The organism is Micromonospora sp. DSM 45708 (assembly GCF_039566955.1).
In the GTDB taxonomy this organism is placed as follows: Bacteria; Actinomycetota; Actinomycetes; order Mycobacteriales; family Micromonosporaceae; genus Micromonospora.
On sequence record NZ_CP154796.1, the window covers coordinates 4,907,235 to 4,928,125 of the forward strand.

Annotated in this window: 19 protein-coding genes; 8 read left to right on the plus strand and 11 right to left on the minus strand. The window is 73.9% G+C overall.

From position 1 onward, the window contains the following. Positions 1 to 18: 18 nt before the first annotated feature. Entirely contained in the window at positions 19 to 951 is a 933-nt protein-coding gene (locus VKK44_RS20825) for an ornithine cyclodeaminase family protein (RefSeq protein ID WP_343442848.1), read from the minus strand. Between the two features lie 213 nt (positions 952 to 1,164). Here VKK44_RS20825 and VKK44_RS20830 point away from each other — a divergent pair, with 213 nt between their 5' ends. Then, entirely contained in the window at positions 1,165 to 1,479 is a 315-nt protein-coding gene (locus tag VKK44_RS20830) for a DMT family transporter (RefSeq protein WP_343442849.1), read from the plus strand. 85 nt (positions 1,480 to 1,564) lie between these two features. Next, positions 1,565 to 1,810, plus strand: a complete 246-nt coding sequence (locus VKK44_RS20835) for a hypothetical protein (protein WP_343442850.1) — start codon at positions 1,565 to 1,567, stop codon at positions 1,808 to 1,810. Between the two features lie 56 nt (positions 1,811 to 1,866). Here the strand turns inward: VKK44_RS20835 and VKK44_RS20840 are convergent, their stop codons facing one another. Then, positions 1,867 to 4,326, minus strand: a complete 2,460-nt coding sequence (locus VKK44_RS20840) for a DNA translocase FtsK (protein WP_343442852.1) — start codon at positions 4,324 to 4,326, stop codon at positions 1,867 to 1,869. Between the two features lie 113 nt (positions 4,327 to 4,439). Here VKK44_RS20840 and VKK44_RS20845 point away from each other — a divergent pair, with 113 nt between their 5' ends. The 4 genes from VKK44_RS20845 (at position 4,440) to VKK44_RS20860 (ending at position 8,099) form a co-directional block, all read left to right on the plus strand. Further along, positions 4,440 to 4,919: a type III secretion system chaperone family protein gene (locus tag VKK44_RS20845; RefSeq protein WP_343442853.1), complete on the plus strand. Its 480-nt coding sequence runs from the start codon at positions 4,440 to 4,442 to the stop codon at positions 4,917 to 4,919. Next, positions 4,916 to 6,535: a YbjN domain-containing protein gene (locus tag VKK44_RS20850; protein WP_343442854.1), complete on the plus strand. Its 1,620-nt coding sequence runs from the start codon at positions 4,916 to 4,918 to the stop codon at positions 6,533 to 6,535. The genes VKK44_RS20845 and VKK44_RS20850 overlap by 4 nt, the downstream gene beginning before the upstream one ends. 176 nt (positions 6,536 to 6,711) lie before the next feature. Further along, positions 6,712 to 6,876: a lasso RiPP family leader peptide-containing protein gene (locus VKK44_RS20855; protein WP_343442856.1), complete on the plus strand. Its 165-nt coding sequence runs from the start codon at positions 6,712 to 6,714 to the stop codon at positions 6,874 to 6,876. A gap of 41 nt (positions 6,877 to 6,917) precedes the next feature. Next, positions 6,918 to 8,099: an asparagine synthase-related protein gene (locus VKK44_RS20860; RefSeq protein WP_343442857.1), complete on the plus strand. Its 1,182-nt coding sequence runs from the start codon at positions 6,918 to 6,920 to the stop codon at positions 8,097 to 8,099. On the opposite strand, the gene VKK44_RS20865 is transcribed toward VKK44_RS20860, so the two are convergent. The 7 genes from VKK44_RS20865 to VKK44_RS20895 form a co-directional block, all read right to left on the minus strand. Continuing rightward, positions 8,100 to 8,942, minus strand: coding sequence for a hypothetical protein (locus VKK44_RS20865; protein WP_343442858.1), 843 nt, complete (start codon positions 8,940 to 8,942; stop codon positions 8,100 to 8,102). An 80-nt stretch (positions 8,943 to 9,022) separates the two neighbouring features. After that, positions 9,023 to 11,731 carry a putative Ig domain-containing protein gene (locus VKK44_RS20870; RefSeq protein WP_343442859.1) on the minus strand — a complete coding sequence of 903 codons (2,709 nt, stop codon included), beginning with the start codon at positions 11,729 to 11,731 and terminating at the stop codon, positions 9,023 to 9,025. Positions 11,732 to 12,052: 321 nt separating this feature from the next. Further along, a complete protein-coding gene (locus VKK44_RS20875; protein ID WP_343442860.1) occupies positions 12,053 to 13,741 on the minus strand; it encodes a ribonuclease J in 1,689 nt (562 codons plus the stop codon). Positions 13,742 to 13,792: 51 nt separating this feature from the next. After that, positions 13,793 to 14,719, minus strand: coding sequence for a 4-hydroxy-tetrahydrodipicolinate synthase (dapA, locus tag VKK44_RS20880; RefSeq protein WP_343442862.1), 927 nt, complete (start codon positions 14,717 to 14,719; stop codon positions 13,793 to 13,795). Between the two features lie 52 nt (positions 14,720 to 14,771). Next, entirely contained in the window at positions 14,772 to 15,509 is a 738-nt protein-coding gene (thyX, locus tag VKK44_RS20885) for an FAD-dependent thymidylate synthase (RefSeq protein WP_343447839.1), read from the minus strand. Between the two features lie 98 nt (positions 15,510 to 15,607). Next, complete coding sequence (locus VKK44_RS20890; RefSeq protein ID WP_343442863.1) at positions 15,608 to 16,246, minus strand: DUF2752 domain-containing protein; 639 nt, start codon at positions 16,244 to 16,246, stop codon at positions 15,608 to 15,610. Beyond that, positions 16,236 to 17,465 carry a winged helix-turn-helix domain-containing protein gene (locus VKK44_RS20895; RefSeq protein WP_343442864.1) on the minus strand — a complete coding sequence of 410 codons (1,230 nt, stop codon included), beginning with the start codon at positions 17,463 to 17,465 and terminating at the stop codon, positions 16,236 to 16,238. Before VKK44_RS20895 ends, VKK44_RS20890 begins: the two co-directional genes overlap by 11 nt. Positions 17,466 to 17,543: 78 nt before the next feature. Between VKK44_RS20895 and VKK44_RS20900 the strand changes: the two genes are divergently transcribed. After that, positions 17,544 to 18,095, plus strand: a complete 552-nt coding sequence (locus VKK44_RS20900; RefSeq protein ID WP_343442865.1) for a GNAT family N-acetyltransferase — start codon at positions 17,544 to 17,546, stop codon at positions 18,093 to 18,095. Here the strand turns inward: VKK44_RS20900 and VKK44_RS20905 are convergent. Then, positions 17,994 to 19,307: a glycosyltransferase family 87 protein gene (locus VKK44_RS20905; protein ID WP_343442866.1), complete on the minus strand. Its 1,314-nt coding sequence runs from the start codon at positions 19,305 to 19,307 to the stop codon at positions 17,994 to 17,996. The two genes, VKK44_RS20900 and VKK44_RS20905, sit on opposite strands and share 102 nt — an antisense overlap. A gap of 35 nt (positions 19,308 to 19,342) precedes the next feature. Here VKK44_RS20905 and VKK44_RS20910 point away from each other — a divergent pair, with 35 nt between their 5' ends. Further along, positions 19,343 to 19,927 carry a GNAT family N-acetyltransferase gene (locus VKK44_RS20910; protein WP_343442868.1) on the plus strand — a complete coding sequence of 195 codons (585 nt, stop codon included), beginning with the start codon at positions 19,343 to 19,345 and terminating at the stop codon, positions 19,925 to 19,927. A 79-nt stretch (positions 19,928 to 20,006) separates the two neighbouring features. On the opposite strand, the gene VKK44_RS20915 is transcribed toward VKK44_RS20910, so the two are convergent. Further along, a complete protein-coding gene (locus VKK44_RS20915; RefSeq protein WP_343442869.1) occupies positions 20,007 to 20,891 on the minus strand; it encodes a carbohydrate ABC transporter permease in 885 nt (294 codons plus the stop codon).

Here is a 20,891-nt window from a genome sequence, read left to right on the forward strand (position 1 = left end):
TAGAGAAAGGTGCCCCTCTCACCGCGCCGGGTGCGCGGGGGCGAGGGTGCGGGCCAGGCGGTCGAGCAGGAACACCTCCGTGCCGGCCAGGCCGGTGGAGCAGAACACCGAGATCTGGTCCGCGCGGGTCCGGCCGGGGACCGCGCCGGCCAGCACCGCGCCCAGGTCACGCAGCCGCCCGGCGTACGGCTCGACGGCGGCGAGCATCGGCGGCGCGTACGCGGCGGCCTGCCCCGGCGAGTCGGTGACCAGCAGGTCGGCGGCGTCGAGCAGGTCGGTGCCGAACTCGTGCCGGTCGACCTGCTTGAAGCCGACGGTGTTGACGTGTGTGCCGGGGGCCAGGTCGGCGGCGGCCAGCACCGGGACGGTGCTGGTGGTGGCCAGCACCACGAGATCGCGGTCACGCACCGCGGCGGCGGCGGAGCCGACGGCCCGCGCCGGCACGCCCATCTCGGCCCGGACCCGGGCGGCGAACGCCTCCCGCCGGGCCGTCGAGCGGCTGTGCACGGTCACCTCACGCAGCGGCCGGACCGCCGCGGCGGCCCAGACCTGGGTCCACGCCTGCCGCCCGGAACCCACCACGCCGAGCGTGGCGGCGTCCGGCCGGGCCAGCGCGTCCACCGCCACCCCGCCCAGTCCCCCGGTGCGCCGCGAGCCCAGCTCCTCGCCGACCGCGATGGCCCGGACCGCGCCGGTGCGCGCGTCGTGCAGCACGACGAGCTGCCCGCTCTCCGGGTGCCCGAACGTGTCGTAGGAGCGGAAGCCGTACCACTCGCCGGTGAGGTGGCCGGCGGTGAGCACCATCCGGCCGCCGCCGAGCGGCGCGGCGGCCCGGGGCGGGGCGATCAGCCGCCCGGCGTACGCGGCCAGCAGCGCGTCCCGCATGGCGGCGACGGTGAGCGGGGCGTCCACGGCCGCCGCGACGTCCTCGTCGGAGAAGAGCACGGTCATCGGCCCATCGTGCAACCTGAAGTTCACGTCAACTCCAGCGATGGTGGGCTTCGTCACCACGCCGCCGGGCCGGTCCGGCCGGTGCTAGCGTCGGTCGTGGCGGTCCCCGGGCCGCCCCGGACGAGTGGTGGGCGTACCCGGTCAGGCACGACGCCCCGCGTGAATCGACCGCCGCTCGGCCGACCGCCGGGCCCGCCCGTCAGAGGTGACCTCATGGCCTGGATCGTGCTGGTGCTCTCCGGACTGCTGGAGACCGCGTGGGTGATCGCCCTGGACCGCAGCGCCGGCTTCACCCGTCCCCTCCCCTCCGCCGCCTTCGCCGTCACGCTTGTCGGCAGCATGGCCGGCCTGGCGTACGCGCTGCGCGACCTCCCGGTCGGCACCGGCTACGCGGTCTGGGTCGGCATCGGCGCGGTGGGCACCGCGCTGGTCGGCATGCTCGCGCTCGGCGAGCCGGCCAACCTGCCCCGGATCGCCTGCCTGCTGCTGGTGGTGGCCGGCGTGGTCGGCCTGAAGGTGTTCCACTGACCGGTGCGCCATCCGGTTTGGACGGCCGGACCGCCGGGGTAGGTGAGCGTCAGCTCACCGAGAAAGATCACCCACGGAGGACACCATGGCCGACGTTCACGCCACCGCCCGCCCGCGCACCAACGCCGCCCGCATCTGCACCATCATCGCGTTCGTCTTCGCGGTCATCGCGATCTTCTTCCTGCCGCCGCTGTTCGGCCTGGTCGGCCTGGTGCTCGGCATCGTCGGCGCGGTGCTGGGCGACAAGCCGCTCGGCTGGTACGCCGCCGCCGCCAGCGTCGTCGGCGCCGTGCTCGGCATGGTGATCGGGTACGCGCTCTACAACTCCTGAGCCACCGCGTCACACGGGCCCGTCGGTCGACCGGCGGGCCCGTGTCGCGTGTCCGGTCAGTCCTCGCCGCCGCGCAGGCCGGCCAGAACCTCCTCCAGCTCGTCCGGCTTGACCAGCACGTCGCGCGCCTTGGAGCCCTCGGACGGGCCGACCACGCCCCGGGTCTCCATCAGGTCCATCAGCCGGCCCGCCTTGGCGAAGCCGACCCGCAGCTTGCGCTGGAGCATCGAGGTCGAGCCGAACTGCGAGGTGACCACCAGCTCGACCGCCTGCACCAGCAGGTCCAGGTCGTCGCCGATGTCCTCGTCGATCTTCTTCTTGTTGTCCTGCGCCGGGGCGAGCACGTCCGAGCGGAACTCCGGCTCGCGCTGGTCCTTGCAGAACTTCACCACGTCGGCGATCTCGCGCTCGGTCACCCAGGCGCCCTGGATGCGCACCGGCTTCGACGCGCCCATCGGCAGGAACAGGCCGTCACCGCGGCCGAGCAGCTTCTCCGCGCCGGGCTGGTCGAGGATGACCCGGGAGTCGGCGAGCGACGAGGTGGCGAACGCCAGCCGGGACGGCACGTTCGCCTTGATCAGGCCGGTGACCACGTCCACCGAGGGGCGCTGGGTGGCCAGCACCAGGTGGATGCCGGCGGCGCGGGCCAACTGGGTGATCCGGACGACGGAGTCCTCCACGTCGCGCGGCGCGACCATCATCAGGTCGGCCAACTCGTCCACGATCACCAGCAGGTACGGGTAGGGCCGGATCTCCCGCTCACTGCCGGGCGGGGCCGTGATCTCGCCGTTGCGCACCTTGCGGTTGAAGTCGTCGATGTGCCGGACCCCGTTGGCGGCGAGGTCGTCGTAGCGCATGTCCATCTCGCGGACGACCCACTCCAGCGAGTCGGCCGCCTTCTTCGGGTTGGTCACGATCGGGGTGACCAGGTGCGGGATGCCCTCGTAGCCGGTCATCTCGACGCGCTTCGGGTCGATCAGCAGCAGCCGCACCTCGTCCGGCGTGGCCCGGGTGAGGACGGACACCAGCAGCGAGTTCAGGCAGGACGACTTGCCCGCGCCGGTCGCGCCGGCGATCAGGATGTGCGGCATCTTCGCGAGGTTGGCCACCACGTAGCCGCCCTCGATGTCCTTGCCGAGCGCCACCACCATCGGGTGGTGGTCGCTGGTCGCGGCGCGCGAACGCAGCACGTCGCCGAGCGACACGTTCTCCGGGTCGGTGTTCGGGATCTCCACGCCGACCGCGCTCTTGCCCGGGATCGGGCTGAGGATCCGCACGTCCGGCGACTTCACCGCGTACGCGATGTTGCGGGAGAGCTGGGTGATCCGCTCGACCTTGACGCCCGGCCCCAGCTCGACCTCGTAGCGGGTGACGGTCGGGCCCCGGGTGAAACCGGTGACCTCGGCGTCCACACCGAACTGGTCGAACACGCCGGTCAGCGCCGCGATCACCTCGTCGTTGGCCTTGCTCCGGGTCTTCGGCGCGGCCCCGGCGCCGAGCATGTTGGCCGGCGGCAGCGTGTAGTCGCCGGACAGCCCGGTGAGCGCGAGCTGCTCGGCGCGGGTGGGCAGCGGCGAGTGCTCCGGCGGCTCGGCCGGCTTGCGGTTCGCCGGCACCTTGGGCATCTTGCGCGGCAGCACGATGGTTTCCTGGAGGTCCACGCCGGCCAGCTCGTCGTCCGGGTCCAGCGGGTCCAGCGGCGGCGGGAGCCGCTTCGCCGGCCGCTTGCGCGCCGGCTTCGGTGGCGCGGCGACCTCGACCGGTTCCTCCACCTCGACGTCGTCGGTCGGAATCAGGCCGGCGCGCAGCCCGAGCCGCTCCGGGATCTTGTTGATCGGCGTCGCGGTCACCACCAGCAGGCCGAACACCAGCAGCAGGAGCAGCAACGGCATGGCCACCCAGGCGGTCACCGCCGACTTCAGCAGGTCACCCAGGCCGGCGCCGATCAGGCCACCCGCGTAGTCCCGCTGCACCTCGTCGACCGGGTTCTGCCCGATGTGCAGCATCGCGGCGGTGGCCAGCAGCATCGAACCCCAGCCGACCAGGCCGCGACCACGGTGCTCCGGGTCCACCGGCGTGCGCATCAACCGCCACGCGCCGATCATCAACAGCACCGGCAGCACGATGGAGATCGCGCCGAAGAAGAGGCGCACCGTGTCGGCCAGATGCCGGCCGACCGGCCCCGCGCCGCCGCCCCAGATGCCCACCGCGGCGAGGATGGCCAGCCCGAAGAGGAGCAGGCCGGCGCCGTCGCGGCGGTGCTCCGGGTCCAGCTCCCGGGTGGACGCGGCCTGCCGGCCGGCGGCCCGGAACGCCCAACCGACCGAGTGCGCCAGCCCCATCCACAGTGCGTTGACCGCGCCGCCGACGAACGCGGCCGGGCTCGGCCCGCGGGTCGGCCGCCGCCGGACCGGCTTGCGCGCCGCCTTCTTCGCCGGTTGACGGGCACGGTTGTTCGTGGTTCCGCGCGGCGACGCGCCGCGCCGCCGGCTCGCCTGAGAGGTACGGCCCGCCATAGAGTCACGGTAACGGCGGTAACCGGCGGAACGCCGCTTTTCCGGGTCGTGTGCGCGTGTCGCAGCGCGGACCGGACCGTCGTTTGTGTTATTCGCCTCAGAAGGGATGCCCGATGGCGTCGCCGGAGATCGAGGACGGTCCGGACGGTCCCCTGACCGGACACCCGCAGGCACTGCGACCACTGACCGTCGAGCTGGTCGCCGCCGTGCTGGCCCACCGGGGGTACGCGGTGGCCGAGGAACCCGACGGCGCGCTGGTCGGTCGCTGGGAACGGAGCCTGATCTGGTTCCACCGCCGGGGCGAGGCCGGCGAGCTGCTCCAGGTCCGCACCGTCGCCGCGCACCGGTTCGGCATCGAGCGGGTGCCCGGCCTGCACGCGTTCTGCAACACGTGGAACCACGACCGGCTCTGGCCCAAGGCGTACGTGCACGTCGACGACGACGGCGTCGCCCAGGTCTGCGGCGAGGTCACCACCGACCTGGAGCGCGGCGTCACCCCGCACCAGCTCGACCGGCTGATCGACTGCGGCGTCACCACCGGCTGCCAGCTCGCCGCCGCCGTCGCCGACCTGCCCGGCGGGACGGTCCGGTGACCACGGCCCGCGACCGGGCGCTGGCCGCCGCGCTCGCCGACGCCCGGGACCGGCCCGACGACGAGGAACGCTGCGCCGAACTGGACCGGATCGCGGCCCGCGCCGACGCCACCGACGACCCGCGTACCGCCCTGTCGGCGCGGTTCGCGCTAATCGAGGCGTACCTGCACCGGGGCGAACGGTGGCGGACCGTGGAGCCGGTACGCCGCTTGCGGGCCACGCTGGCGCGGCATCCGGGGCTGCTCGACGCCCACCCCGACGAGCTGACCCGGCTGCGCCGGCACCAGCGGCAGGCGGTGGAGGCGGCGTTCGGCACGCCCCGGGTCGGGCTGGACCAGATCCGGTCACTGACCGACACGCTCGCCGACGAGCTGGGCCCGGACGCCGCGCCGGTCGCCGAGCTGCGCTGCCGACTCGCCGACCACCTCGGCGACGAGCCGGCCGCGCGGCGCGCGTACGAGCGGTGGACGGCCGGGGACGCGGCGGACCCGGTGGGCGGCTGCGCCGGCTGCGCCCCGGCCCGGCGGGCCGAGCTGCTGACCGGCTGGGGTGAGCCGGAGGCGGCACTGGCGGCACTGGGCCAGCACGGCCAGCACCACGGCGAGCGCGATGCGGCGGACGGCACGCCGGACTGCACCGACCAGCCCGAACGGTCGCTCGCGGCGGGGCTGCTGCCGTGGCTGCGTACCGGCGCGGTGGTCCGGGCGGCGCGGGCGCACGTCCGCGCGTACCGCCGGCACCGTCGGGAGCGGGCCGCGTTCCCGCTGCTCGCCACGCACCTGCGGTTCTGCGCGCTGGGCGGCTACCCGCACCGTGGCCTGGAGGTGCTGACCGAGCAGTTGCCCCGGCTGGACCGGCCGGCCGACGACCTGTCCGCGATGGAGTTCGCCGCGGCCGGCGCGCTGCTCTGCGGGCTGGCCGCGGAGGCCGGTCTCGGCGGGCGACGGATCCACCGCCCCGGGCACGGGTCCCGCCCGGCGGCCGAAGTGGACGTGGCCACGCTCGGCGCGCAGCTCCAGGCGCTGGCCACCGCGTTGGCCGGCAGTTTCGACGCCCGCAACGGCACCGGGCACCAGTCCGGCCGGATCGCCTCCTGGCTGGCCGAACGGCCGCTCGCCGGGCCGGTGTCGCTGGCGGCGGAGAGCGAGTTCGACGACGAACCGGACGCCGACCCGGCCGACCCGGCCCCGCCGGGCCCGGAGGAACCGGCACCGCTGGACGCCGCGCTGCTCACCGCCGCCCTGGCGGCGCGCGGCGAGGCGTACACGGCGGAGCCGGACGGCACGCTCGTCGGCCGGTGGGGCGAGGCGACGATCCAGTTCCGGGTGCTCGGCGAGGTGCTGCACGCCCGGGTGGTGGCGGCACGCACGCTGCCGGCCGACCGACGCGCCGAGGCGTACGCGTTCTGCAACGCCTGGAACCACGACCGCCTGCTGCCCGCCGCCTACGTGCACGAGCCCGGCGACGGGACGCTGGTGCTGGCCGCCGGCGTCACCACGGACCTGTCCTGCGGCGTCGCCCCGACCCAACTGGCCGTGCTGGTGGCCGCCGCCGTCCGCACCGGCACCGCGTACGCCGACGCGGTCGCCGCCCTGCGAGCAACGCCCAACGGTTGAGGGGTGCCGGACATCGTCCACGCGGTGTGTCGACACGGTCGTGTGACGCATCGCGGTGGGCGGGTCACGCGATCGGGTGGATGTTCCGATCACCCGTGTCCGGTCCGGCCACCCGGTCGATAGGCAGTGCGGACGGAACGGCACCGTCCGCTTCGACCTGCACGGAGGAATGACAGATGACACCGCAGACACCGCAGACAACGCCGACGAACGAGCAGCAGGTGGTCGTCGAGGGCTACCGGCCACCACGGCTGACCCGGCTCGGCACCCTGGCCGACCTGACCCGGGGTGGCGAGCTTCCCGTCGGTGACGGGCAGGGCGGCAGCGGCGCGTCCATCTGAGGACCGGGCGGGCCGTCGCGACACGCTCACCAGGAGCCGACATGACCGAGTCGACAGTCGACACCCGGGTGTCCGCGCCCTGGCCGTCACCGTACGAGCTGGCCACCGGGTTGGTGTCCGGCGTCGAGCCGGCGGACCGGACCGGTCCGCCGGCTCCGGTCGTCGCGTCCCCGCTGGCGGCGCTGGAGGCGGCGGTGCTGCCGGCGGTCCGCCGCGCGCCGTGCCTGGTCAGCTTCTCCGGTGGCCTCGACTCGTCGGTGGTGCTGGCCGTGGCCGCCCGGGTGGCCGCCCGGCACGGCCTGCCGGCGCCGGTGCCGGTGACCTGGCGGTTCACCGGCGCACCGGCGGCCGACGAGTCGAGCTGGCAGGACCACGTGATCGACGAGCTGCGGCTGCGGGACCGCTGGCAGATCCTGCGCGCGGACGACGACCTGGATCTGGTCGGCCCGGTGGCCCGACGGTTCCTGCACCGCTACGGCGTGTGCCATCCGCTGAACACCCACCTGCACCTGCCGATCGTCGAGCTGGCGGCCGGCGGGTCGATGCTGACCGGCGGCGGCGGCGACCAGATCCTCGCCGGTTGGCGACCGCCGCTGCCGCCCTCGCCGTACCGGCGGTTGCGCCACCGGGCGTCCCGGGTGCGGGCCCGACTGCGCCGGGGGCCCACCGGCGTCGACCGGTTCCCCTGGTTGCGGCCGGCGGCGGCACAGGAGGTGCTGCGCCGGCACCGGGCCGAGCGGCGGGCCGAGCCGACCCGGCTGGACCGGCGGATCGCCTGGCACCTGCGCCGCCGTGACCTGCGGCTCACCGTGGCCTCGTTCGACCGGATGGGCGCGGACCACGGCGTGCTGGTCCGGCATCCGTTCCTCGATCCGGGGTTCGTGGCGGCGCTCGCCGCTACCGCCGGTCACCGCCGTGGCGTGGCCCGCCGCGACCTGCTCGCCGAGGTGGCCGCCGGCCACCTGCCGCCACTGCTGTTCCGGCGGCAGGGCAAGGCGCACTTCCTGGACGTGTTCCTGCGCACGCCGACGCGTGAGTTCGTGCGGAGCTGGGACGGTGGCGGCGTGGACGGGTCGGTGGTCGATCCGGCCGCGCTGCGCGGCGTCTGGAGCCGGTGGCCGATTCCGGAGTGCACCGCCGGACTGGTGCAGCACCTGTGGTTGCGGCAGCATCCACCGACGCCCCGCGACGCCGCGCCGCAGGGGTTGGCCGGCGACCGCTGATCAGGCCGGCCGGCTCGCCGTGGCGAGGTCGGCGGTCTCGGTGACGGATGCCATCAGCCGCCACGTCCGCTCCAGGGCGGCCCAGTCCCGGGGCCGGGTCAGCTCCCAGGCGGGCAGCGCCGCCAGGGCGAGCAGCACGGCCGGGTCGGACGGCAACTGCGGCCAGGACCGTTCGGCGGCGAGCCGGCCCAACGCGTCGATCGCGGCCAGCCGGGTCACCGCCGGTCCCTCGCCCCAGCGCAGGAAGAACCAGCCGGCCAGCGGCGCGTGCGTGGCGATGGGCGGCAGCGGCACCCGGGTCCGGCTGCCCTCCCGGGCGGTCCGACCGGCCAGGGCCGCACCGGGGACCGGCTGCCGCAGGTCGATGCAGCGCGGCCCGGCGAAGACCGCGCCGTCGTGCACCACCGCCACGTCGTCGGCCAGCACCGGCACGTCCCGGGCGGCGAGCGCCGCGAGCAGGCTGCTCTTGCCGGCGGTACGCGGACCGAGCACCGCGTACGCGCGCCCGTGCCGGACGAACGCGCCGGCGTGGAACGTCTCCCGCCCCGCCCACCGGTTCACCACGACGGCCGGTGGCGCCAGGTAGGGGTGGGCGAGCAGGTCCGGCGTCAACGGCGGCCCGTGGAACGTGGCCGTGCCGGTCCGCCGGTCGACGGTGAGGTGCCGCCCGTCGGCGAGCAGGCGCACCTGCCGCCACCGGTCCAGCGGCACCGTCGCGGGGCGCGGGCCGTCCTGCTGGCGGATCGTCACCTCGGGCAGGTCGTCCCCGGGTGCGGCCGGCATCAGGTCGGTGACGTCGTCCAGCCCGTGTACCCGGAGTCCGTAGGCGAATCGTCCGGTCATCTGCTCCTCCTGTCGCTCCGGCAGCGGGCACGGTGGTGCGGGTGACGCCGAGGCGTCACCCGCACCGGGTGTGCTTCCGGTCAGCGGACCGTCCCGCTGACCACGTGGGACGGCGTGAGCTTCACGGAATTCCGGGTGACCTTCCGCAGGTGTCCCTTGCCGTTGGCGGCCGTCGCCACCGTGGGTACGGGCACCGGGCCGCCGAGCGCGTCGGCGTCCCAGCCGACCCAGAACGGCCCCGGCGTCTCGATACGCAGCCAGAGCGCCACGTTCGTCGACACGCCCGGACCGAGGCCGCCGAGCGCCAGCGGGACGGTCAGCGTGGTGAACAGGCCGCCGCCGGGCGGGTCGGTGGCCGGCGCGTCCATCCGGAGGTTGTTCACCGCGACCACGCTTCCGTTGCTGAGCGTGACGTCGCTGGTGGCGGTGGTCGGGTTGATCACCCGTAGGTTGCCGTGCGGTGTCGGCGTCGGGCCGTTCGGCTTCGGTGCGCCGTTGACCTGGCTGAGCGAACTGATCCGCAGCCGCGCCTGGGTGATGGCGGAGGTGGACGAGCGGTTGGTGAGCCGGAACCGGAGGATGATGGTGCTGCCGCTCACCACCCGGTTCGGCGAGGCCGCGGTGGACACGTCCGGGTCCAGCCGGGTGGACTGGAGGACGTCGTTCTGCTGGTAGGTGCCGAGCGAGTTGCGCGGGCTCGGGGAGCCCAGCGCGGACGGCACCCCCTCGATCGGGCCGAGCTGCACGCTCACCAGCCGGAAGTCGTTCCGCGAGTTGCCGGTGTCCACCAGTTGGCCGTTCTGGTAGATGCGGCCCCAGGCGTACGCGACGTGCGGCGGGCTGCTGAACGCCGGCAGCGGGGTGCCCTCGTAGAAGCCGGGCGCGGACCCGGCGGCGTCGGTCACCGTGCTGGGCACGTCCGGCGCCACCAGGCGGAATCCGCCGCCGGTCGGCCCGAGGTCGGGCACCACCAGGTCGGGCAGGATGTTGGCCAGCGAGTAGTCGGCTCCGGCGACGAGATAGCCCCGCCGGCTCGGCAGCGGCCGGGCGCTGGCCGGGACGGTGAGGCTGAACCCGCCCGGCGCCTGGATCTTGAACCCGGCGATCGGCAGTTCGATCGGCAGCGTGTTACGCAGGGAGACGAACTGGTCCTGGTCGCCGGCGGTGCCGGACTGGGCGAACTGGCCGATGACAACCTGGCCATGCACCGCGCGGACGTCCACGGTGACCGTGTTGGAGTTGACCACCGTGTTGGTGTTCGTCGCGTCGAACTGCACCCGGAAATTGTTGAGCCCGAACGCCGGCAGGATGACCTCGAAGTCCGCGGCGTTCAGCGTCACCGGGAACGTGCCGAGTGGCCGGTCGGTGCCGTTGGGCAGCACGTCGATCGCGGTGACGTTCCCCTCGGCGACGCCCGGTCCGATCCGGACGTGGAAGGCGCTGGGCGTGCCGAAGTTGACCAGCGTGCTCTCGACGGTGAGGGTGACCACGCTGGTGGGTTGGACGAGCAGCCGGAACTGCTGGGTGTCGTAGAGCCCGAACGCGTCGGTGACCCGCACCGTAAACGAGTATGCCCCGGCCGCGGTGGGCCGCCCGGACAGCAGCCCGGTGGCCGGGTTGAGCGTGAGCCCCGGCGGCAGCGTCCCGGCGACGGACCAACTGAACGGCGCGGTGCCGCCGGTCACCAGGAGCTGGTCGGAGTAGATCGCGCCCACCTCGGCGAGCGGCGGGGCCGCGTTGTTCAGGTCGGGCGCCTGGCGAATCTCCAGCGTCACCAGGCGGCTGGCCTGCTGCGCGTGCGCGTCCACCACCCGCACCACCACCGGGAAGATGCCGGCGGCGGTGGGCACACCGCTGAGGGTGCCGTCCTCGGTCCTCACGGTGAGCCCCGGCGGCAGCGTTCCGGAGGCGATCGACCAGGTGAACGGCGGGACGCCGCGGGTAACGTCGAGGGCCGCCACGTAGGCCACCCCCACCGCGCCGGTCGGGGGCGTCTCGAACGCCAGCGTCGGTGACACGTTCATGGTCACCGGGAACGACAGCGGCGACTCCGGCCCGGTGCCGGCCGCGGTCCGGGCGGCCACCGTGAACCGGTAGGTGACACCGGAGATCAGGCCGGTGATGTCCCCGGTGGTGGCCGGTCCGACGGTCTGGCTCGCCTGCCGCGTCGCCCCGATGTACGGGGTGATCATCCAGTTGGTCACCGGCGAGCCGCCGTCGGAGCCGGGTGTCCAGCTCAGCAGCGCGGTGGTGCTGTTCGCGCTGAGCGCGATGATGGTCGGCGCGGCCGGCAGCGCGAGCAGCTTGGCGGGCGCCGACCGCGGGCTGGCCGGGCCGGTGCCGACGGCGTTGCGGGCGGCCACCGTGAACGTCCACGACCCCTTGTCGGAGGCCAGCCGCAGCGTGCCGGTGGTGGCCGTGCCGTCGAACGACACCGGCTTGGCCGCCTTGCCGTCGCGGTGTGGCGTCACCACGTACCCGCTGATGGCGCTGCCGTGGTCGGCGGGCGCCTGCCAGGTGACGACCGCCAGGGTGCCGCGGTGGCCGGCGCGCGGCTTCTTCGGCGCGGCCGGGGCGGAGGGCTCGACCAGTGCGCCGGTCCGGACGGTCGGCCGGGGCGAGGTGGTGGGCGCGGCAGCGGTGGCCGGCTTCGCCGAGGCGGCGGACCGGTTCTTGGCCGCGGCGGCGGGTTGCGCCGAGACGGGTGCGGGCGGTGACAGCACCGACAGGACGAGCGCGCCGGCGAGGGCCGGGGCGGCCCAGACGCGCAGGCGGGACAAAGCGGACATCGAACCCCTGCCTTTCTGCGGGATCGACGGGCACGCCCATGAGCGCACCGGAGGCGAATGATTGGGGAGAAGGAGATAAACATTCACGACAGAAGATCTGCGTGCTTTATCCTTCTATCACGCTCGCCCTTTGAGCAATAGCGACCTGTCGCTATTTTCCCAGGTCAGAGGCCATCTGAGCGGTGCGAATAGCCGTTTCGCGAGCACCCTGTCCGCATAACGAAATCGATCGGAAATCGGCCGGCCGGACGCCATGACAAAAACGGCCCCGCGGCACCAGAGGGTGCCGCGGGGCCGCCACGCGAGCGTGGTCGGTCGGGATCAGACCTCGACCACTGTCGGGACGATCATCGGACGGCGTCGGTACGCGTCGTTGACCCAGCGGCCCACCGTGCGGCGGACGATCTGCTGGAGCTGGTGCGGGTCGGTGATGCCGTCCGCGGCGGCCCGGTTCAGTGCCTCGGTGACCAGCGGCACCACCGGGTTGAACGCGGCCGGGTCCTCGGAGAAGCCCTTCGCCGAGAGGGTCGGCCCGGCGACCACCTTGCCGGTGACCGAGTCGACCACCACGGTGGTGGCGATGAAGCCACCGTCGCCGAGGATCCGGCGCTCGGTCAGCAGCGACTCGCTGACGTCGCCCACCGCGAGGCCGTCGACGTAGACGTACCGGCTCTTCACGCGCCCGACCAGGCTGGCCCGGCCCTCGACCAGGTCGACCACGTCGCCGTCCTCGCAGAGCACCACCCGGTCCGGCGCGACACCGGACTCGATGCCGAGCCGGGCGTGCGCGCGCAGGTGCCGCCACTCGCCGTGCACCGGCATCAGGTTGCTCGGCCGCACCACGTTGAGCAGGTAGAGCAACTCGCCGGCCGGCGCGTGACCGGAGACGTGCACCTTCGCCACGTCCTTGTGCACCACCACGGCACCGGCCCGGGCCAGCCGGTTGATCACCCGGTAGACCGAGGTCTCGTTGCCGGGCACCAGCGACGAGGCCAGCACCACGGTGTCGCCGGGCGCGATGGTGATGTGCCGGTGGTCGCCGCTGGCCATCCGGCCCAGCGCGCTCATCGGCTCGCCCTGCGAACCGGTGGACATCAGCACGATCTGCTCGGGCGGCAGGTTGGTGGCCTCCTCGATGCCGACCACCAGGCCGGCCGGGATGTTGAGCAGGCCAAGGTCGCGGGCGATGCCCATGTTGCGGACCATGGACCGGCCGATCAGCGCGACCTTGCGGCCGTGCTCGGCCGCCGAGTCGAAGACCTGCTGCACCCGGTGCACGTGCGAGGCGAACGAGGCGACGATGATCCGCCCCTTGGCCTTCGCGAAGATCGAGTCGAGCACCGGCCCGATCTCCCGCTCCGGCGTGACGAAGCCGGGGATCTCCGCGTTCGTCGAGTCGGACAGCAGCAGGTCGACGCCCTCCGCGCCGAGCCGGGCGAAGCCGGCCAGGTCGGTGATCCGCCCGTCCAGCGGGAGCTGGTCCATCTTGAAGTCGCCGGTGTGCAGCACCAGGCCGGCCGGGGTGCGGATGGCCACCGCCAGCGCGTCCGGGATCGAGTGGTTCACCGCGAAGAACTCGCACTCGAACGGGCCCAGCCGCTCCCGGCCGCCCTCCCGCACGGTCAGCGTGTACGGCTGGATCCGCCGCTCGGCCAGCTTCGCCTCGACCAGCGCCAGCGTGAACTGGGACCCGACCAGCGGGATGTCCGGCTTGTGGGCGAGCAGGTACGGCACCGCGCCGATGTGGTCCTCGTGGCCGTGGGTGAGCACGATCGCCTGCACGTCGGCCAGCCGGTCCAGGATCGGGCCGAAGTCGGGCAGGATCAGGTCCACGCCCGGCTGCTCGACGTCGGGGAAGAGCACCCCGCAGTCGACGATCAGCAGCTTGCCGTCGTACTCGAAGACGGTCATGTTCCGGCCGATCGCGCCGAGTCCGCCGAGCGGCATGATCCGCAGGCCGCCCTCCGGCAGCGGCGGGGGCAGCTCACCGTCGATGTGCGCCTCGGTCACGCGTCACCTCATTCTGCGACGCCGTCGTGCGGCGTCCGTCGTGTCGTTGGATCATTCGGGCAGGGGCAGGCCCGCCGCGGCGCAGTCCGCGCGCAGCTGGGCCAGTTCGTCGCCGGTGGCCTCCACCAGCGGCGGTCGCACCGGGCCGGCCGGCAGGCCATGGGCCGTGAGGCCGGCCTTGACCAGGATCGTGCCCTGGGTGCGGAAGATTCCGGTGTAGAGCGGCAGCAGCCGCCGGTGCAGGGCGAGCGCGCCGGCGTGGTCGCCCGCCTCGAACGCCTCGATCATCTGCTGGGTCGCCTCGCCGGTGAAGTGCGTGGACGTGCCGACCACGCCGACCGCGCCGACCGCCAGGGCGGGCAGGGTCAACGCGTCCTCACCGCTGTAGAACGCCAGGTCGCTGCGGGCCAGCACCTCCGAGGTCGCGATCAGGTCGCCCTTGGCGTCCTTGACCGCGACGATCCGCCCGTGCTCGGCGAGCCGGACCAGCGTCTCGGTGGCGATCGCGACGCCGGAGCGGTGCGGGATGTCGTAGAGCATGACCGGCAGCCCGGTGGCGTCCGCGACGGTGGTGAAGTGGTGCAGCAGCCCCGCCTGCGGCGGCTTGTTGTAGTACGGCGTGACCACGAGCAGGCCGTGCGCGCCGGCCTTCTCCGCCTGCGCAGCCAGCTCGACGGTGTGCCGGGTGTCGTTGGTGCCCACCCCGGCGACGATCCGGGCCCGGTCGCCGACCGCCTCCACCACGGCGCGGATCAGCGTCTCCTTCTCCGCGTCGGTGGTGGTCGGCGACTCACCGGTGGTGCCGTTGAGCACCAGCGCGTCGTTGCCCTGCTCGTCGACGAGGTGCCGGGCCAGCCGGGCGGCGCCGTCGGGGTCGAGCGCGCCGTCGGGGGTGAACGGCGTCACCATGGCCGTGATCACCCGCCCGAACGGGCGCGACGCGCCGCGGTCCGGGGCGGCGGAGTGGTCGTGCGTCATGTTCACAACCTAGCGGACGACCACCGGTGCCCCGGCGGCGAAGGGAGACGACTCACTCCGCGTGCGGCGACGTCGCCACCTCGGTGCCGTCCGGCAGCGTGGAGATCACGAAGTCGGCGAAGACGTTCGGCGCGACGCCCTGGAGCTGCCGCAGGCACTCGATCGCCAGCTCGCGGATCTCCACGTCGGCGTGCTCGGTGGCGCGCATCGTGACGAAGTGCCGCCACGCCCGGTAGTTGCCGGTCACCACGATCCGGGTCTCGGTCGCGTTCGGCAACACGGCCCGGGCCGCCTGCCGGGCCTGCTTGCGGCGCAGCGTCGGGTTGGGCTCGTCGGTGAAGCGGGCCTCCAGCCCCTCCAGCAGATCGGTGTACGCGCGCACCGCCGCCTCGGACGCCTCGACGAACTTCTTGTGCAGCTCCGGGTCCTCGGCGATCACCGCCGGCTCGACCATCGCGGCGTCCCGCTCGGGCACGTAGCGCTGGGAGAGCTGCGAGTAGGAGAAGTGCCGGTGCCGGATCAGCTCGTGCGTGAACGACCGGGAGACGCCGCTGAAGTAGAAGCTCACCGAGCCGTGCTCCAGCACCGAGAGGTGACCCACCTCCAGGATGTGCGCCAGGTAGCCGGCGTTCGTCGCGGTGACCGGGTTCGGCTTCTTCCAGCTCTGGTAGCAGGCCCGGCCGGCGAACTCGGCGAGCGCCTGTCCACCGTCGGCGTCGGTCGACCACGGCACGTCGTCCGGCGTCTGGAACTGGGTCCACGCGATCAGCTTGACCTGGGGCTGCACCATCTCCGGCATGCCGAGGACTGTAGTTGCCCGTCGTCCGGCGCGGAAATCGGGCACGCGGCCGGCCAGCGCCGAGCACACCCCGCGGCGTCGGTGATCCGTCAGACGTAGAGCGAGGGGAACGGCGCCCAGGGCAGGTTGCGGGCCACCGAGAAGACCGCCCAGGCGGCCAGGAAACCACCGATCACCTTCGGGCTGAACCGCGGCTCGGGCAGCCGCCAGCCGAACGCCCGGTTGCCGGCCCAGGCGACGAAGAGCCAGGCCAGGAACGGCAGCGCGAAGACGAAGAGGAAGTGGTGCCGGGCGGCGGCCGGCAGGTCGCCGTGCAGCACGTACCAGAGGGCGCGGGTGCCGCCGCAGCCCGGGCAGTCGAGCCCGGTGGTGAGCTTGAGCAGGCAGGTCGGCCGGGCGTCCGGGTCGCTCTGGGTGGGGTCGCTGATCAACGCGTACGTCATGCCGAGGCCGACGCAGCCCAGCGCGGCCAGCGGCACCGCCCAGCGTGGGGCGCGGGCGTGCAGGCGCAACACCATCCGGGTGAACCGGTCCGGCTCGACCGGCTGGTAGACCACCCCGGCCGGCCACGCCGCCCCGGCGTGCCCGTGCGGCCCGGCGTGCCCGTCAGGCCCGGCATGACCGTGCGGCCCGGCGTGCCCGTGCGGCTCCGGGTGCGTGGGCGCGTCCGTCTGCGGGTGCGGCGCGGTAGCGGGCCGGTCGACGCTCGTCACGAGGTCACCGTACACCGGCCACGCCCACCAGCGCGGCGGCCAGCGGCGCGGCCAGGTCACCGGCGGCCGGCGGAGCGACCGCGTCCAGGCCGAGCCAGCCGGCCAGCCGGTACAGCTCGGCGGCGAGCGCGACGGCCGTCTCCCCCGGGTCGGCGCCCGGCTCCACCCAGGCCGCCGGCACCAGCAGGACGCCCGCCTTCCGGTCGGCCTTGAGGTCGACCCGGGCGGTGAACCGCTCGCCCTGCCGGAACGGCAGCACGTAGTAGCCGTACACCCGCTGGGGCGCCGGCACGTAGATCTCGATGCGGTAGGTGAAGCCGAAGAGCCGCTCCGTGCGGGCCCGCTCCCAGACCAGCGGGTCGAACGGGCTGACCAGCGTGTTGCCCCGCACCCAGCGGGGCAGCCGGGCGTCGGCGTGCAGGTAGGCCGGCTGCCGCCACCCCTGGACGGTGACCGGCGTCAGCTCGCCCGCCTCGACCAGCTCGGCGACCGCCTGCCGGGCCCCGGCCACCGGCAGGCGGAAGTAGTCCCGCAGCTCCGGCTCGGCGGCGACGCCCAACGACCGGGCCGCGAGCGCCACCAGGGCGCGGTGCGCCTCGGCGACGGTCGGGGTGGGCGCCGCCAGCACGGCGGCCGGCAGCACCCGCTCGGGCAGGTCGTAGCGGCGGGCGAACGAGTTGGTGCGGTCGGCGGCGGTGACCTCACCGGCCCAGAACAGGAACTCCAGCGCCCGCTTGACGGTCGACCAGTTCCACCCCCAGTTGCCGGTCTCCCGGGGCGCGTCGTGCTCGATCTCGGCGGCGGTGAGCGGCCCCCGGGCGGCCACCTCGTCGCGGACCCACGCGACCAGCTCGGGCTGCTCCTGGGCGATCCGGCGCATCCAGCCCCACGCCTCGTCGCGCGCCTTGGCCATCCGCCAACGCAGCGCCGGGTGCAGCCCGACCGGGACCAGCGACGCCTCGTGCGCCCAGTATTCGAACAGCTCGCGGGGGCGACGGTGGGCGGCGGTGTCGAGCAGCGCGGTCGGGTAGGGCCCGAGCCGGCTGTAGAGCGGCAGGTAGTGCGCGCGTTGCAGGACGTTGACCGAGTCCATCTGGATCAGCCCGACCCGGTCGAGCACCCGGCGCAGGTGCCGGCGGGTGGGCACGCCGGTGGGCGTCGGGTCGGCGAAGCCCTGGGCGGCCAGGGCGATCCGGCGGGCCTGGGCGAGTGAGAGCGATTCCGGTGCGGCCATCGCCGCGACCCTAATCCAGCCCTCTGACACTGGTGCGGCGGCTGGACCGGTCGACCGCCGGGGCATAGAACTGGACAGGTGCCCACCATCCGCCGGGAGGAACCGGACGACGCCGAGGCGATCGCCCGGGTGCACATCCACGGCTGGCAGGCCGGCTACGCCGGCATCATGCCCGCCGAGGTGCTGCGCCGGCTGAACCCGGTCGCCTGGGCGCAGCGCCGCCGCGACCTCGGCACCGCCGACCCGGAACACCCGTTCACCACGCTGGTCGCCGAGGCCGACGGGGAGGTCACCGGCTTCACCACGTTCGGGCCGTACCGGAACAACCAGGACCGCGGCGACCTCGACCCGGCGTACGGCGAACTGCTGGCCATCTACCTGGAGCCGGCGCACTGGGGTTCGGGCACCGGCCGGGCGCTGCTCGCCGCCGCCCGGGACGGGCTGGCCGGGCAGGGCTGGACCGAGTACCGGCTCTGGGTGCTCGCCGACAACGCCCGCGCCCGCCGCTTCTACGAACGGGCCGGGCACTCACCGGACGGTGAGGAGTCCGCCTACCCGGTGCCGCTGCACGGTGGGCGCGACCCGGTCCTGCTCCGCGAGCTGCGCTACACCGCCCGGCTCGACCGCTGAGCCGGCCGGCCCGGCGGCGCCCACCGGACCGTCGCCGCCGGTCGGGACCGCCCAGCGGCGGATCGGCAGGCCGAGCAGCAGCGCCAGGCTGATCCACACGTAGGTGTTGCTGCCGAGGAAGCCGTCCACGCCGGTGAAGTCCTTCTCCCAGGACCAGACGATCCGGCTGCACAGCAGCGCGTACCCGATCAGCGCGGCGGCCAGCAGCAGACGGCGCCGCCGGCCGCGGGCGGGGGCCGCCATGCCGTTGTCGACCAGCAGGATCAGCCCCGGCAGCAACCAGACCAGGTGGTGCACCCAGGTCACGGGGCTGACCAGGCACATCACCGCACCGGTCAGGGCCAGGCCGGTGGCCTCGTCGCCGGCGGCCACCGCGGCCCGGCAGCGCCAGCCCCAGACCGCCAACGTGGCCAGGACCAGCAGCAGCCAGGCCACGGTGCTCGGATGCTCCGGGTCGAGCCGGGCGACCACGCCGCGCAGCGACTGGTTGGAGACGAACGCCAGCTCACCGACCCGGTCGGTGTTCCACAGCGCCTCGGTCCAGAACTCCCGGGAGGCGTCCGGGAAGAGCCCGGCGGCCACCAGCGTGGCGACGGCGGCCGAGCCGACCGCGGTCGCGGCGGCCCGCCAGCGGCCGGTGACCAGCAGGTAGACGATGAAGATGCCGGGGGTCAGCTTGATCGCGGTGGCCAGGCCGATGCCCACCCCGGCCCAGCGGTTGCCGGCCGGCAGCAGCCGGAGCAGGTCCACCGCCACCAGGAACAGCAACAGCATGTTGACCTGACCGAAGTTGACCGTCTCGCGCATCGGCTCGTACGCGGCGGCCAGGCAGAGCGCGACCGCGAGCGTGAACCAGCGGGTCCAGCCGGCCCGGCGGGCCACCGGATCCAGCAGCCACCAGATCACCACGGCGCTGACCAGCACCGTCGCCGCCACGCTCACCACGATCGCCGCGCCCCACGGCAGGTACGCCATGGGCAGCATGACCAGCGCCGCGAACGGCGGGTAGGTGAAGCCGTACTGGGTGCCGGCCTTGAGGAAGTCGTAGATCTCGCCGCCGTCACGCGCCCAGTAGGTGAGCGCGCCGTGGTAGACCCTCAGGTCGAAGAAGCCGTGCCGTACCGCCGCCACGGAGAGGAACACGGTGACCGCCGCGGCCAGCGCCACCACGGCCACGACCTGCGCGGTCGTCCGCCCGGCACCCTGCGCCACCGTCACCCTCCTCGCCCTGCGTAGGCTCACGTGCCATGGCTGAAGGCTACGTCCGCCCCGCGCGTCCCGAGGACGTCGCCGAGATCGCCCGCATCCAGCTCGCGACCTGGCGGGTCGCGTACCGCCGGATCCTGCCCCGGCACGTGCTCGACAACCTGGACGAGGCGTACCTCGCCCGGCGGTGGGGCGCGGCGGTGCAGGAGCCGCCCTCGGGCGCGCACCGGGTGCTGGTCGCCGTCGAACAGGCCGCGCAATCCTATCTGGTGGGGTTCGCCGCCTCCGGTCCGGCCGACGCCGAGGCGCTCGCCCCGGGCGAGCCGGCCGACGCGTTCGACTCGGGCGTGGCCGCGGTGACCGATCTGCTTGTCGAGCCGCGCTGGGGGCGACGCGGGCACGGCAGCCGGCTGCTCGCCGCCGCGGTCGAGCACTGGCGCGCGGACGGGCTCACCCGCGCGGTGGCGTGGGCGTTCGACGCGGACGCGGCGACCCGCGCGTTCCTCGGCTCGACCGGCTGGGAGCCGGACGGCGCGACCCGGGCGCTGGACGTGGACGACATGCTGGTGCCCCAGCTCCGGCTGCACGTGGCCGTCCCGGAGGACGAGGCGCCGGCGCGGCGATGAGTTTCCGGCCGGCCGCCGGTCCGACCTTCGACGGGAGGTACCGGCGGTCCCGGCACGGGGCGGGACCGCCGGCTCCCGGTCAGCCCTTGTCCGCGCCGTCGTTGGCGCCGCGCACGAAGTAGCGCTGGAAGATCACGAAGAGCACCGCCACCGGGATGGTGGCCAGCAGCGCCGCGCCGAGCTTCAGCGGATACTGGTTGCCCTTGCCGAGCGAGCCGCCGACCAGGTCGGCCAGCCCACGGGGCAGCGTGAACAGGTCCGGGTCCTGCACCGAGACGAGACTGTGCGGGAACTCGTTCCAGGAGCCCTGGAACGACAGGATGGTCAGGGTGATCAGCGCCGGCCGGGCCATCGGCAGCACCACCGACCAGAACGTGCGGAAGACGCCGGCGCCGTCGATCCGGGCCGCCTCCTCCACGCTGACCGGGATCGACTCGAAGAACTGCTTCATGATGAACACGCCGGCCGCGTCGGCGAGCAGCGGCACGATCAGGCCGGCGTAGCTGTCGTAGAGGCCGATCTGCTTGAGCACCAGGAACTTCGGGATCAGCAGCACCACGCCCGGCACCGCCATCACCGCGATGACGGCGGCGAACAGCCCGGCCCGACCCCGGAAGCGCAGCCGGGCCAGCGCGTAGCCGGCGAGCGAGTCGAAGAACACCCGGCCGAGCGTGACCAGCACGGTGACCAACAGCGAGTTGCCGAGCCAGAGCGGGAAGGCGGTGCCGGCGAAGATCCGTTCGAAACCGGCCAGCGTGAGCGGGTCCGGGATCGGCGAGAGCGGGTTGGCCGCCGCGTCCGGCTCGGTCTTGAACGAGTTGCCGAGCTGGATCACGAACGGGTAGAGGAAGACCAGTCCGAAGAAGATCAGGACGGCGTACCCGAGGAAGCGGTTGGCCCGGGCGCGCGGCTCGCGGTCGCGGCGGCGCGTGACCGGCGCCGGCCGGTCGGTCAGCACGGCCAT